This window comes from Pseudomonas rhizosphaerae (assembly GCF_000761155.1).
GTDB classification, from domain to species: domain Bacteria; phylum Pseudomonadota; class Gammaproteobacteria; order Pseudomonadales; family Pseudomonadaceae; genus Aquipseudomonas; species Aquipseudomonas rhizosphaerae.
This window is the reverse complement of sequence record NZ_CP009533.1, coordinates 469,114-483,017: the sequence shown is the minus strand read 5'-3', so window position 1 is coordinate 483,017 and position 13,904 is coordinate 469,114. Positions and strand designations below refer to the sequence as shown.

The following is a 13,904-nucleotide window of genomic DNA, read 5'->3' as shown; positions in this document are numbered from 1 at the left end:
TCACCTCAAGTCACCGGTGCACAGTTCATCGACGAAGGTCAGCGCGCAGGCGCAGGCCTGTAGGGTGAACAGCTACATCTGCGATTCACGGGTATGAGCACTGCATTGGCCATGCAGCAACGACATGCAGCAACGAAGTGTTCACTAGTTGTGAGATAGCCCGCCGCTGGGTGTACAGTGGCGGTACAAGAACTCATGCACAGGAACGACACCGTGACACGCCCAGCCCCGCTGATCAGTGCCGACTTCGATAGCGGCAACATCGAAGTCATCGATGCGCGCGACCCGCTCGACGTCCACCTGGCCATCCGCCCGGACCGCCAGAGCGCGCACTTTCAATGGTTTCACTTCAAGGCCGCCGCGCTGCAGGTTGGGCAACGCTACGCATTCAGGCTGCAGAACGCCGCGCAGTCTTCCTATGGAAATGCCTGGCACGGTTACCATGCCGTGGCGTCATGCGATCAGCGAACCTGGTTCCGAGTGCCCAGCACATTCGACGGCCAGGCCCTGCGCTTCGGGCTTGAAGCGCAAAACACCGACATGTGGTTCGCCTACTTCGAGCCGTATAGCCGTCAGCGCCACGATGCACTGATCGATCGTGCGGTGATGCAGGCCGGTCTTCAGTTGCTCGCCGTGGGACACAGCTGCGAAGGCCGGGAAATACCGTTGCTGCGCAAGGGTGATGGGGCGCCCGGCAAGCGTCGGCTCTGGCTGATCGCCCAGCAGCATCCGGGTGAACACATGGCGCAGTGGTTCATGGAAGGCGTGATCGAACGTCTGCAGGCCAATGATCCGCAGATCCAGGCCCTGCTGGCCGAAGCCGACCTGTACCTGGTGCCGAACATGAATCCGGATGGCGCCTACCATGGCCATCTGCGCACCAATGCCCGCGGCCGTGACCTGAACCGCGCCTGGCAGGATTCCAGTGCCGAATACACACCCGAAGTGTTCTTCGTACAGCAGCAGATGGACAAGCACGGTGTCGACCTGTTCATCGACGCCCACGGCGATGAAGAAATCCCCTACGTGTTCACCGCAGCCTGCGAAGGCAATCCCGGCTACACTCCGCGCATCGCCGGGCTGGAGCAGACGTTTCGCGATTTGCTGTGTGCCCAGACCGCTGATTTCCAGGCGGTACACGGCTACACCCGCGACAAGCCCGGCGAGGCCAACATGACCCTGGCGTGCAACAGTGTGGGAGAACGGTTCGACTGCCTGTCACTGACCCTGGAGATGCCGTTCAAGGACCACGACGACGCCCCGGACAGCCATACGGGCTGGAACGGCCTGCGATCGGCGCGACTGGGCGGCGACGTGCTGAGCGTTCTTGCGCAGATGGTCTCGGGTTTGCGTTGACCCACGGTTCGTCATGGAGCACCCCGATTGGCCGCATTACCGTCGCTGCACGCTCTCTACAAACGCCTGTTCAAACCCGAGCCAAAGGCTGAAACCAGCGACGCCGCTGTGGCGTTGCAGACTTGGTTCGATGAACGGGCCAGGCAATCGGGCTACACCCTCGGCGTCGATCAAACGCAGGTCATCGCCAGCATGGCCGAGCGCATGCCCGCGCTGCTGCAGCATGCCCCGGTGCAAAGCCTGTACTTGTACGGTGCAGTGGGCCGTGGCAAGAGCTGGCTGCTCGATGGCTTTTTCCGCGCGGCCCCATTGGAAGAAAAACGCCGCCTGCACTTCCATGATTTCTTCGCTCAACTGCATCAGGGCATGTTCCGCCATCGTCAGGCCAATGACCCACTGGCGAGCACCCTGGATGAGCTGCTCGATCACTGCCGCTTGTTGTGTTTCGACGAATTCCACGTGCACGACATCGGCGACGCCATGCTCATCACGCGGCTGTTCAAGGCGCTGTTCGAACGCGGGATACTGCTGGTGGTGACCTCCAACTACCCACCCGAAGGCCTGCTGCCCAACCCGCTCTATCACCAGCGCTTCCTACCCGTCATCGAGCTGATCAATGCCCGCATGCAGGTGCTGGAAGTGGGCGGTGCCACCGATTACCGCAGCCTGGGCCAGGCACGGCCACAGCAACGCTTCACTCAGGGACGGTACGTATGGCCCGGCACGGCGGCGCAACGTGCACGGCTGCACCTGCCGCCCGCCGACCTCGCGTCGGTGCCGCTGGATGTCGGCCATCGCCAACTGCACGCACGCCTGGTCGATGACGAGCGTGTCCATTTCGATTTCGCCGACCTGTGCGAAGAGCCGACTGCGGTCATCGATTACCTGGCCCTGTGCAAGCGCTTCGAGCACTGGAGCATCGACCACCTGCCGCTGCTGGAAGACTGCTCGACCGCCGTGCAACAGCGCTTCATCAACCTCATCGACGTGCTCTACGACCAGGACAAGACCCTGACCCTGATCGGCGCACGTCCCCTGGCCGAGAGCCTGGCGGGCGCGGTGATCGACCTGATGCGCACGCGCAGCCGGCTTGGACAGCTGATCATGCTGGACGAACAACTGCCCCGTTAGCGCGTTCGCTAGCGTGCCGCGAGCACCTGGGCGATCTCCTCCAGTATCGCAGGGTCATCGATGGTGGAAGGCGCGACGAACACTTCTTGGGCGGCAATCTTGCGCAACACCGCACGCAGGATCTTGCCCGAACGGGTCTTGGGCAAGCGCTTGACCACCAGCACCTGCTGCAGGCACGCCAGCGCGCCGATGGACTCGCGCACCTGCGCCACCAATTGCGCCTGCAACTGCTGCACACTTACCGTACTGCCGTCCTTGAGCACCACCAGCGCCAATGGCACCTCGCCCTTGATCTCGTCGCTGACACCGATCACCGCACATTCCGCCACGTCGGCATGCCGGGCCACCACGTCCTCCATTTCACCGGTCGACAGCCGATGGCCCGAGACGTTGATGACATCGTCGGTGCGACCCATGATGTGGACATAGCCGTCGGCGTCCAGGTAGCCGCCGTCACCGGTGTGGTAATACCCAGGGTAGCGTTCCAGATAGCTTTGCAGGTAGCGCGGATGATCGCCCCACAGGGTCTGGCTGCATCCCGGCGGCAACGGCAGCGCAATGACGATGTCACCCTGCTCGCCCGCCGCCAGCAGCTCGCCTTGCTCGTCCAGCACCTGCACGTGGTACCCGGGCACCGCCCGATTGCTCGAACCCACTCGTACCGCCGAGCCTTCCAGACCCATGCAGGGTGCGGTCACCGGCCAGCCGGTTTCAGTCTGCCACCAGTGGTCGTGGACCGGCTTGCCTGTCTGCTCCTCGAGCCAGCGATGGGTGCTGGAATCGAGCTTCTCGCCGGCCAGGAACAGTTGCCGCAGCGAGCTCAGGTCGTAATTGCGCAACAACCTACCTTCAGGATCTTCCTTGCGAATCGCGCGCATGGCGGTGGGCGCGCAGAACAGCGCATTGACCCGGTATTGCTCGACCACACGCCAGTAGCTGCCGGCGTCGGGGGTGCGAATGGGTTTGCCCTCGTAGAGAATGCTGGTGCAACCGCACATCAGCGGGCCGTAGACGATCAGCGAGTGGCCCACCACCCAGCCGACATCGGAAATCCCCCACCACACATCACCTGCGCGCATGCCGTAGATGGCGCCCATTGCGAAAGTCAGCGCCACTGCGTTGCCACCGGTTTCACGCACGATGCCCTTGGGTTTGCCGGTGGTCCCGGAGGTGTACATGACGTACAGCGGATCGCCACTGGCCATGTCGACGGCCGCGACCGGCTCGGCATCCTGCAACTGCGATTGCCAGTCCAGATCGCGCCCCTCCTGCAGTTGCGCCAGGGCCTGCAGGCGTTGCAGCACCAATACCTGCTCGGGAGCATGGCGTGCCAGGCTCATGGCCTTGTCCACCAACGGCTTGTAGGCGATCACCCGGTCGAACTCCACGCCGCAGGAGGCGGTCAGCAGCAGCTTGGGCCGACAGTCGTCGATGCGCAGCGCCAGCTCGTTGGCAGCGAAGCCGCCGAACACCACCGAGTGCACGGCACCGATCCGCGCGCAGGCGAGCATCGCCATGGCGGCTTCAGGGACCATCGGCATGTAGATCACTACGCCGTCGCCTTTGCCCACCCCCAGGCGAGTGAGCACACCCGCCAGGCGCGCCACCTGGTCGAGCAGCTGCTGATAGGTGAAGCGTTGCTGCACCCCGGTCACGGGTGAGTCGTAGATCAGCGCGGTCTGCGCGCCGCGGCCCAGTGCCACTTGCCGGTCCAGGCACAGATAACAGGTGTTTAGACGGCCATCGGCGAACCAGCGATGGGTGCCGTCGGCTTGTACATCCAGCGTCTGCTGCGGAGGGTGCGACCAGGCCACTGCCTGGGCCTGTTCTGCCCAGAACCCGGCAGGGTCGCAAATGGAGCGTTCGTACGCTTGCTGATAGTTCATCGATAGCCAACCCTGGATTGTTGTTATTGAAGGGCGAGCATTGAGTATGGCTGGCGTTGGCCGACCTGCCAGCCGACCAAGGTCGAACGCCGAACGTGGCGTGCGGCGCACGAACCGCTATGATGGCCACCGCGATTTCCTTGATGACGGTTGTCCCATGAATACCCTCGAGCTGCTCGAAGCCGGCCAACTGGCTGGCGCCACCCGACTGGACCTGTCCTGCGGACTGACCGAATTCCCCCAGGCCATCTTCACCCTGGCCGACAGCCTGGAGGTGCTCAACCTCAGCGGCAACGCGCTGACCCGCCTGCCCGATGACCTGCACCGGCTGCACAAGCTCAAGGTGCTGTTCTGCTCGGACAATCCTTTCACCGAGCTGCCGGCCTGCATCGGCCGCTGCCCGCAGTTGAGCATGGTGGGCTTCAAGGCCAACCGGATCGAACACGTGCCGGCAGAGGCGCTGCCCGCACAGTTGCGCTGGCTGATCCTGACCGACAACCGTATCGAACACCTGCCCGAGCAACTGGGCGACTGCCTGCAGATGCAGAAACTGATGCTCTCGGGCAACCGCCTGCAGGCGTTGCCCGAAAGCCTGGCCCGGCTGGAAAATCTCGAGCTGCTGCGCCTGTCGGCGAACCGTCTGCCGGCGCTGCCCGACTGGCTGCTGCGTCTGCCGCGCCTGGCCTGGCTGGCCTATGCCGGCAACCCGATGAGCGAAGCCTTCACCACACCGCACAGCGAGGGCACGCGCGGGCACGTCGCCTGGAGCGACCTGCGCCTGGACGCGCAGTTGGGTGAAGGGGCTTCGGGCATCATCTACCGCGCCCACCTGGACAGCGGGCAGCCGGTGGCCGTGAAGCTGTACAAGGGCGCGATGACCAGCGACGGCTCGCCGGTCAACGAGATGAATGCCTGCATGGCCGCCGGTGAACATCCGCAATTGATCGAGGTGCTGGGACGCTTGAGCGGGCATCCCGATGGCACCGCCGGGCTGGTCATGGCCCTTATCGACCCCTCGTTCGCCAACCTGGCAGGGCCGCCCAGCCTGGCGTCCTGCACGCGCGACATCTACTCGGCCGATTTCGCCATCGATCGCGATGCCCTGTTGCGCCTGCTGCGGGGTATGGCCGGAGTCGGCGCCCATCTGCATGCGCGCGGGATCAACCACGGCGATTTCTACGCCCACAACGTGCTGTGGCGCAAAAGCGGCGAGTGCCTGTTCGGCGATTTCGGTGGTGCCTCGTTCTACCCCGGGGACGGCGGCGAAGTATCGCAGGCGCTGGAGCGCATCGAAGTCCGCGCCTTCGGCCTACTGTTCGAAGAGTTGCTGACGCATTGCGAAGAAGTGCACGACGACCTGTGGGCCCTGCAACGCCAGTGCGTCCAGCCCCAAGTCCTGGCGCGTCCCAGCTTCGCGGAAATCACCCGAAATCTGGATGCCTGAGGTACACCGCGCCGCTGCTCTATCCCGTGGGAGCGGTCAGCGGCCGCGAATAGGGCCCTGCGGATCAACTGATGCGCCGCAGTGCTCGTTCGCGGCCACTGACCGCTCCCACAAACGATCCACGGCGACGCAAGGCGCCGATTGAATCAACCGGCCAGGCCGACGTAGACGTTCAGCACGTCGTCGTTGCCATCGATGGCATCGAGGAAATCTTCGACTTCGGCCAACTGCTCGGCATCGTCCAGCGTCACCGGGTTCTTCGGCACGTAGCCGATCTTCGCCGACACCACGGTGAAGCCCTGCCCCGGCAATGCCTTGCAAACGGCGTCCAGGTCGGTGGCTTCGGTCAGGAACAGGAACGCGCCCTCCTCGGCCGGCTCGACTTCCTGGGCCCCGGCTTCGATGGCCGCTTCCTCGGCGTCTACGTCAGCCGAATCAGGCGTGGCCTCGATCATGCCGTAATGGTGAAAATCCCAGGACACCGAACCCTCGGCGCCCAGCGTACCCTTGCGGAACAACACGCGAATCTGCGAGACGGTGCGGTTGACGTTGTCGGTCAGGCATTCGACGATCACCGGCACCTGGTGCGGCGCGAAGCCTTCGTACTTGACCAGGGTGTAGTTGACCGCATCGGCGCCCACGCCGGCGCCTTTCTTGATGGCGCGTTCCAGCGTCTCACGGGTCATCGAAGCCTTCTTGGCCTGTTCGATCACCAGTCGCAAGCGGGCGTTGGTGTCTGGATCGATGCCGGAACGTGCCGCAATCGAAATCTCCTTGGACAGCTTGCCGAAAATCCGCCCCTTGGCGTTGGCTGCTGCTTCGCGATGTTTAGCTTTCCACTGTGCGCCCATTTACCCGTTCTCTTGTTCGCTTGACCCATGCGCGGGCGACTGCTGCCCGCGCGTTGCGGCGCAGTTTACCTGCCCACCGGGAGCGGATCGACCAAAATCCACCGAGCACGGCATCAAGCGACGCGCGTTACCCACTTGCCGAAGGCATCGATGAAACCCTGCAGAAACGGCCGGCTCTTCTCCACCACCTGCCCGTGCTCGTCGAACAGACCGCCGGCGTGACCCAGGTACGCTTCAGGCTGCTGCATCATGGCCACATCGAGAAACACCATGCACTGGCGTAGGTGCTGGTTGGCCCCGAAACCGCCCACCGCGCCGGGCGAGACGCTCATCACTGCGCCCGGTTTGCCGGTGAAGTGGCTCTGGCCATAGGGGCGCGAACCCACGTCGATCGCGTTCTTCAACGGCGCCGGCACCGAGCGGTTGTACTCGGGGGTGACGAACAGCACGGCATCGGCTTCGCCCAGCGCCTGGCGAAAAGTGGTATAAGCAGCGGGTGGCGTGACGTCGATGTCTTCGTTGTAGAGCGGCAGCTCGCCGATCTCAACGATCTTCAGCGCCAGGTTGTCAGGTGCCATGGACTGCAGCGCCAGTGCCACCTTGCGGTTGAGCGAATCCTTTCTGAGGCTGCCGACCAGTACCGCAACCGAATAGACCTTGCTCATGCCCTTACCCCTGTATGAATGAATCGAGGGGTAGTTATAGATGACTTGGCCCGGTTTGTCCGCCATCTGTCCGGCAACCGCACTATTTTTCCTCGCGGGTAAAACTACCTTTATAAACAGAGGTCTACAGTGCCAGCGAGATACACGCGAAATTCTTCAGAGGTTGGAACTAAAATGGCTGCAGTGCTGGTTGGGCAATTTCATGCACGCGATGCGGAAGGTCGCATCTACCCGGTGCATGAGTTTCAGGAATCGACCCCGGCGGTCGAAGGCAGTGCGCCGACCTCCACCTACAAGCTGGCCATCGGCGATCGCGTCAATCACCTGGGCGAAGACCGTTTCCAACTGGTCCAGAGTGGCGTGGAAATCATCCGCATCCCTTGACCGTTCGCGCACCGATTTGCGTTAGCATGCCCGCCGACCCCCTAGCAGGTATGGATCGCGCATGAGACTGCGCCACATCGAAATCATCCAGGCGCTCTGCCAGACCGGCGAACTCAAGAGCGCTGCGCAGATGCTCGACATCTGCACGCAGACCCTCGAACAGACTTTGCAGGATGCCGAACGCCAGTTGGGCTTCCTGCTGTTCGCGCGGGTCCGCGGCAGGTTCCAGCCGACCCCGGAAACCCTGCGCATGCAGGCGGAAATCGCCGCCGTGCAGAGTCAGGTCGAGCGTCTGCAGCGCTTGGCCGACAGCCTGCGCGAGCATCAGGACCCTGCCCTGCACGTGGTGTGTACCGCGTCCCTGGCTCACCAGTTGTTGCCCCAGAGCATCGCCGCCCTGCGCCGACGCTTTCGTGAAACGCCTTGCACGCTGGGCGTCCAGAACACCGACGAAATGGTGCGCAGCCTGCTGCTGCACCAGACCGACGTCGGCCTGAGCCTGCACTGCCCCGATCACCCCTCGATCACCAGTCAGGTCCTGGCCGAAGGCAAGCTGCAACTGCTCGCTCCCCAAGGCTGGCTTTCTCCCAAGCATCGCTACATTGCACTCCACGAGCTGGCGGGACAGGCGATGATCGGCCTGGAAGGCGAAGAACCACTGAGCCTGGTCCTCGAGCACAGGCTGCAATCGTTGAACCCGCCCCCGCGTATCCAGACGCGGGTGCAGACCTACCAGATGATGCGCAGCATGGTCGAGGCGGGCGAAGGCCTGGCCGTGGTCGACCCGTTCACCGCAGCAGGCGCGCGCGCCCAGGGCTTGGATACCTGCCCGCTGTCGCCGGCCGTACCGGTGACCTTGTACGCCCTCACGCGCAGCGCAGCCTCGAGCTCCGCAGCCGAAAAGACCCTGCTCGAAATCATCGCGCAGAACGCGCAGGCGCTGCTCTCACCCGTCCGCGAATAACCGGTACCAGAACAACGCCGTCTCATGGCTGGCGGCATCGATCGCCTGATAACGCAGGTAGTCGATGCCGCCCAGGCGAAAGCCACAGCGCTCGTACAAACGGCAGGCCGGCAGGTTGTTGTTCTGGGTTTCCAGCATGATGCCCGGCAAGCCCTGCTTGACTGCCCAGAACTGCGCCACATCGAGCAGAGCCCTGGCCACGCCGAGGCCACGGGCCGAGACATCGACCGCCAGCTCGTCGACGTAGGCAAGGTTGTTCCAGTGCCGGCTGACCACCACATGGCCAACCGCGCGCTCGCCCAGCCAGGCCATGAAGATGGCGCCCCCGGCCCCCGTCTCGCGATAACGGGCAAATTCGGCCGAGTCGATGCCGTAATCCTTGCGGTAGGGCCGAATCGACCGAAACGGCCAATCGGCGACCGGCTGGTTGAACACCGGTGAGGCATAGCCGCACACCTGGGCAGTAAAGTCGGCACCTAGCACGTAATCGTCGAAATGCTCATCGGCCAGGCGAACGCACGGCTGGCTGTCAGCCAAGCCTTGGCTCGAGCCGTCCGTGGAAGACATTCGGGGGTGCGACAAAACGGCTTATGTACCCAGTTGCGTCCAGAGCGCATCGGCCCCGGCGGCTTTGGCGATGACTTGCAGGCGCGCCATGTGCTCGTCCAGCTCGGCTTGGCTGGCGCGGATGATCGTCGTCTGCCGACGGTCCGCAGGCAGGCGACGGATCTCGCTGCCCTGCTGGCCACCACCGTCGCCATCGCTGGCATTGCCGGCCAGCGACAGGCTGGTCTGACCACCGGTCATGGCTAGGTAGACGTCGGCGAGGATCTCGGAGTCGAGCAACGCGCCGTGCAGTTCGCGCCCGGAGTTGTCGATGCCGTAGCGCTTGCACAGTGCATCGAGGCTATTGCGTTGCCCTGGATGGCGCTCGCGGGCCATTGCCAGGCTGTCGATGACCGTGCAGTACTCGGCGATGTTGGCCCGCTCGGGCATGCCAGCGATCTTGAATTCGTTGCTCAGGAAGCCGACGTCGAAGGTCGCGTTGTGGGCGATGATCTGCGCGCCCTGGATGAACTCGTAGAACTCGTCGGCAACCTCGGCGAAGCGTGGCTTGCCCACCAGAAACTCATCAGTGATGCCGTGGACGCCAATGGCGCCCTCGTCACTGGGCCGGTCCGGCTGCACGTAGACGTGGAAGTTGCGCCCGGTCAGCCGGCGCCCCATCAGTTCGACGCAGCCGATCTCGATCACGCGGTGCCCATCGGTGACCGGCATACCAGTGGTTTCGGTGTCGAATACTACGGAACGAACGGCCATGGGCAGAAACTCTCGAACGGGTGAGCGGAAATCGGGGGTAAAACGAAGAGCTGTCGGTTCGAGAAGATCGAACCGCAAGTGGTGAAACTCTAGCACAGCACGGCAGGCGCTCCCAGCGACCTGCCTCGGGCTACCTACCGGCTGCCTGCCTACGCCTGACGCATCCCGCGCACTTCATCGACCCCGCGGTTGGCCAGGTCATCGGCGCGCTCGTTGCCAGGGTGGCCGTTGTGACCGCGAACCCACTGCCATTTCACTTCATGGCGATTGACCTGCTCATCGAGCTGTTGCCACAGGTCGGCATTCTTGACCGGCTGCTTGGCGGCGGTTTTCCAGCCGCGTTTCTTCCAGTTGACCATCCACTCGTTGATGCCTTTCATCACGTACTCGGAGTCGGTCACCAGCAGCACGCTGCAGCCGCGCTTGAGCTCCTGCAATCCGCGAATGGCGGCGGTCAGCTCCATGCGATTGTTGGTGGTGGTGCTTTCGCCACCCCACAACTCTTTCTCCACGCCCTTGCACACCAGCAACGCACCCCAGCCACCCGGGCCGGGATTGCCCTTGCAGGCGCCGTCGGTGAAGATTTCCACAGTGTCACTCATCAGGCTTTTCCATCGATGTTCGGATTGTCTCGGTTGACCTTGGCCATCGGCAGCGGCAGCAGCTTGCCCATCGGCTCGCGGCGTTGCTGCACCAGCGGCCGCAGCCCTACCACCATCTTGCGCGCAACCAATATATAGAAGCCTGCGCCGCCGCTCTGCCACTTGCCGGCAACCCGCTCCAGACCAGCCAGACGCGCTTGCCAGCGGGGCGAGGCAAGCGGCGGACGATAGCACCCGAACCGGCGTTTCTCCAGCCCGAAGCCCAGCAGGTTCAACCAATCGGCCACCCGCGAGGCAGAGAAACAGCGGGCCTTGTGCAGGGCGTCCTTGGCGAACACCCGGCGTGCGCCCCAGGCGCTCCACGGGTTGATGCCGACGATCAGCAGGTGCCCGCCCGGCCGTACCGCGCTAGCCGCCTCGCGCAGCAGGCCATGGGGCGACAGGCTGAAATCCAACCCGTGCTGCAACACCACGACGTCGGCGGCGTGTTCACCCAGCGGCCAGGCCTGCTCCTCGCAGACGATCTCGACGCCTGGAAAGGGCGCGCCCATGCGTACGTTGCGATGGATCTGCCCGGCTACCGGGGGCGGTTCGGCACTGGGTCCATAATGCACCAGGTAGCCGCCGAAAAAGCGCGCCAGTTCTTCTTCGAGCAAGCGCTGCTCTTCACGCAGCAGCAACTGGCCATGCGGCCCGGCAAACCATTCGCGGGCCTGGCCGATCAGGGCCAGCCACTGCGGGTCGGCCTGAGCAAAGGCGGTATCGGTCATGACGATCTCCCACGCTGAGGTTCACCTAATGCCGACAGGGCACTAAGATGGACCATTAATCGAAATCAAGCGAACCGGGCCATGATACAGATTCACGCGCTGAACGCTTTCTCCGACAACTACATCTGGTTGTTACAAGACACTGCGGCGGGCCAGTGCGCCGTGGTGGACCCGGGCGACGCCGGTCCGGTCGAGCAATGGCTCGACGCCCACCCCGACATGCGCCTGACCGATATCCTCATCACCCACCACCACAACGACCATGTCGGCGGCGTCGAAGCGCTCAAGCGTCGCAGCGCAGCGCAGGTCAGCGGGCCGGCCGGCGAATCGATTCCAGCCCGCGACCGGGCGCTGCGCGACGGCGACACCCTGGACGTGCTCGGTCTGCACCTGCAGGTGCACGACGTACCGGGGCACACAGCAGGCCATATCGCCTTCTATCACGCCAGCGATACCCAGCCCCTGCTGTTCCCGGGTGACACGCTGTTCGCCGCTGGGTGTGGCCGCCTGTTCGAAGGCACTCCGCAGCAGATGCACGCTTCTCTGTCGCGCCTGGCTCAACTGCCCGACGATACCCAGGTCTACAGCGCCCACGAGTACACACTGAGCAATCTGAAATTCGCCAGCGCCGTGGAGCCCGGCAATCCGGACGTCGCCAGGCGGCTACAGGAAGTCACGGCCCTGCGCGAACGAAACGCCATCACGCTGCCTACCTCGATCGGCCTGGAAAAGCGCACGAATCCTTTTCTGCGGGTCGCTGAAACATCCGTTAAACAAAAAGCAGACGAACGGGCCGGAACCTCTCACGGCACGGCGCAGGCGGTCTTTGCAACCTTACGTAGTTGGAAAGATAAGTTCTGAAGGCCGCTGATTTGTGTCGGAAATTTCTCAAAGGTTGACCGACCTTCGGTCACTTTCTAGAATCGCCCGACATTTTCGCGCGGAACTACCCTCCAGCCAATGTCGTCATCCATACGCAAAACCATCAAGTCCGACACATTGACGCGACTGGCCCAAGCGATCGCGGTCACCCTGTGCGCCGGCCTCGCCGGTTGCCAGAGCACCGCGAGCGTCTCTTCGGGCGCTGGCCCGGACGCCCGGCCCCATGCCCTGACCGCTCACATGCGGCCCAAGCCGATCTTCGTCAACCAGTCCCAGCCCAAGAAAGCCCCGCACGACGTGTGGGAGCGCATTCGCGATGGTTTCCAACTGCAGGACAGCATCGCCATGAACCCGCGCGTCGAACAGCAACGCCTGTGGTTCGTCAGCAACCCTTCGTTCCTGGAAAGTGCCAGCGGTCGCGGCAGCCTGTACATGCACTACATCGTCGAGCGCCTCGAAGAACGCGACATGCCCCTGGAGCTGGCTTTGCTGCCGGTCATCGAAAGCGCCTTCAACCCGATGGCCTACTCGCGCTCCGATGCCTCCGGGCTGTGGCAGTTCATCCCGTCCACTGGCCGCTACTTCAACCTGCGCCAGACCAACTTCTACGACGGCCGTCGCGATGTCACCGCCTCCACCGGCGCCGCATTGGACTACCTGAGCAAGCTGCACGAGATGTTCAACGGCGACTGGCTGCTCGCCCTGGCAGCCTACAATGCCGGCGAAGGCACGGTCAGCCGGGCCATGGAACGCAACGAGAAACTGGGCCTGCCCACCGATTACTGGAACCTGCCACTGCCGCAGGAAACCCGTGACTACGTGCCCAAGCTGCTGGCCCTGGCCGAACTGGTGCAGTCGCCACAGGCCTATGGCGTCAATCTGAACCCGATTGCCAACCAACCTTACTTCGATGTGGTCGAGGTCAACCAGCGCGTCGACCTGTCCCGCGTCGCGGCACTGGCCGGCATCGACGAAGACGAGATGTTCCAGCTCAATCCGGCGTTCAAGAAGCGCGTGACCATGGAGCCGACCCAGCACCTGCTGGTGCCCACGGCCAAGGCGCAGCTGCTGACCGCCAGCCTGTCGAACATGAAGCCCGAAGAACTGCTGACCCTGGCGCCCGCCCAGCGCGTCTTCGACGAAGTGGCAGTGGTGCAGCCCAGCCGGCCCAAGTCGTACACCGTGCGCCGCGGCGACAACCTGGCGGCCATCGCCAAGGCGAACAAGGTCGACACCCGCGACCTGCAGCGTTGGAACCGCCTGACCGGCAAGAACCTCAAGGTCGGCCAGACCCTGGTCATGCAGGCCGAGACTTCGGCCAAGGGCCGTGTGCTGGCCAAGGCCGGGTCGGCGGCCAGCGATGCGCAGAAGACCACCACCTACAAGGTGCGCAAGGGCGACTCGCTGTACCTGGTCGCCAAGCGCTTCAATGTCGAGATGCAGCACCTCAAGCGCTGGAACCCGCGCAGCGGACACGCGCTCAAGCCAGGCCAGACGCTCACGGTCTATCTGAACCGCCGCTGACCGCTCCCGGCGCCGCAACGATCGGCCTTGTCGATCGTCGCGGCGCCAGCTCAATGCCATCACCACCCTTCTTCCCATAGAGACAAACTGTTACTGTAAGCGCAACAAAGTCATTGCCGACCGGT

Annotated in this window: 14 protein-coding genes; 7 read left to right on the top strand and 7 right to left on the bottom strand. The window is 63.7% G+C overall.

The window, feature by feature from the left end; all coding sequences use genetic code 11:
* Nucleotides 1-195: 195 nt before the first annotated feature.
* Nucleotides 196-1,356, top strand: a complete 1,161-nt coding sequence (locus LT40_RS02220) for a M14 family metallopeptidase (protein ID WP_052393213.1) — start codon at nt 196-198, stop codon at nt 1,354-1,356.
* A gap of 27 nt (nt 1,357-1,383) precedes the next feature.
* Entirely contained in the window at nt 1,384-2,487 is a 1,104-nt protein-coding gene (gene zapE / locus LT40_RS02215; protein ID WP_043185979.1) for a cell division protein ZapE, read from the top strand.
* Nucleotides 2,488-2,495: 8 nt separating this feature from the next.
* Here zapE and LT40_RS02210 read toward each other — a convergent pair whose 3' ends face one another.
* Nucleotides 2,496-4,373 (bottom strand): propionyl-CoA synthetase, encoded by a 1,878-nt coding sequence (locus LT40_RS02210; protein WP_043185978.1) that lies wholly within the window; start codon nt 4,371-4,373, stop codon nt 2,496-2,498.
* A gap of 157 nt (nt 4,374-4,530) precedes the next feature.
* Here LT40_RS02210 and LT40_RS02205 point away from each other — a divergent pair, with 157 nt between their 5' ends.
* Nucleotides 4,531-5,817, top strand: a complete 1,287-nt coding sequence (locus LT40_RS02205) for a leucine-rich repeat-containing protein kinase family protein (RefSeq protein WP_043185976.1) — start codon at nt 4,531-4,533, stop codon at nt 5,815-5,817.
* 146 nt (nt 5,818-5,963) lie between these two features.
* On the opposite strand, the gene LT40_RS02200 is transcribed toward LT40_RS02205, so the two are convergent.
* Both LT40_RS02200 and LT40_RS02195 read right to left on the bottom strand, forming a co-directional pair.
* The gene (locus tag LT40_RS02200; protein ID WP_043185971.1) at nt 5,964-6,668 is read right to left on the bottom strand and encodes a YebC/PmpR family DNA-binding transcriptional regulator; all 705 of its coding nucleotides are present in this window, start codon (nt 6,666-6,668) and stop codon (nt 5,964-5,966) included.
* A gap of 113 nt (nt 6,669-6,781) precedes the next feature.
* Nucleotides 6,782-7,333, bottom strand: coding sequence for an NADPH-dependent FMN reductase (locus LT40_RS02195; RefSeq protein ID WP_043185966.1), 552 nt, complete (start codon nt 7,331-7,333; stop codon nt 6,782-6,784).
* A 174-nt stretch (nt 7,334-7,507) separates the two neighbouring features.
* On the opposite strand from LT40_RS02195, the gene LT40_RS02190 reads away from it, so the two are divergent.
* Nucleotides 7,508-7,717, top strand: a complete 210-nt coding sequence (locus tag LT40_RS02190) for a hypothetical protein (protein ID WP_043185963.1) — start codon at nt 7,508-7,510, stop codon at nt 7,715-7,717.
* Between the two features lie 61 nt (nt 7,718-7,778).
* Nucleotides 7,779-8,681, top strand: a complete 903-nt coding sequence (locus LT40_RS02185; RefSeq protein WP_043185959.1) for a LysR family transcriptional regulator — start codon at nt 7,779-7,781, stop codon at nt 8,679-8,681.
* Here LT40_RS02185 and LT40_RS02180 read toward each other — a convergent pair.
* The 4 genes from LT40_RS02180 to LT40_RS02165 all read right to left on the bottom strand — a co-directional run bounded on the left by LT40_RS02180 (nt 8,664) and on the right by LT40_RS02165 (nt 11,373).
* Nucleotides 8,664-9,248, bottom strand: a complete 585-nt coding sequence (locus tag LT40_RS02180) for a GNAT family N-acetyltransferase (RefSeq protein WP_052393211.1) — start codon at nt 9,246-9,248, stop codon at nt 8,664-8,666. The two genes, LT40_RS02185 and LT40_RS02180, sit on opposite strands and share 18 nt — an antisense overlap.
* A gap of 21 nt (nt 9,249-9,269) precedes the next feature.
* Nucleotides 9,270-10,001 (bottom strand): DNA polymerase III subunit epsilon, encoded by a 732-nt coding sequence (gene dnaQ / locus LT40_RS02175; protein WP_043185950.1) that lies wholly within the window; start codon nt 9,999-10,001, stop codon nt 9,270-9,272.
* A 149-nt stretch (nt 10,002-10,150) separates the two neighbouring features.
* Entirely contained in the window at nt 10,151-10,603 is a 453-nt protein-coding gene (gene rnhA, locus LT40_RS02170) for a ribonuclease HI (RefSeq protein WP_043185945.1), read from the bottom strand.
* A complete protein-coding gene (locus tag LT40_RS02165) occupies nt 10,603-11,373 on the bottom strand; it encodes a methyltransferase domain-containing protein (protein WP_043185941.1) in 771 nt (256 codons plus the stop codon). Before LT40_RS02165 ends, rnhA begins: the two co-directional genes overlap by 1 nt.
* 81 nt (nt 11,374-11,454) lie before the next feature.
* Here LT40_RS02165 and gloB point away from each other — a divergent pair, with 81 nt between their 5' ends.
* Nucleotides 11,455-12,234: a hydroxyacylglutathione hydrolase gene (gloB, locus tag LT40_RS02160; protein WP_043185937.1), complete on the top strand. Its 780-nt coding sequence runs from the start codon at nt 11,455-11,457 to the stop codon at nt 12,232-12,234.
* A gap of 99 nt (nt 12,235-12,333) precedes the next feature.
* Complete coding sequence (locus LT40_RS02155; protein ID WP_043185934.1) at nt 12,334-13,779, top strand: lytic transglycosylase domain-containing protein; 1,446 nt, start codon at nt 12,334-12,336, stop codon at nt 13,777-13,779.
* The last annotated feature ends 125 nt before the right edge of the window (nt 13,780-13,904 follow it).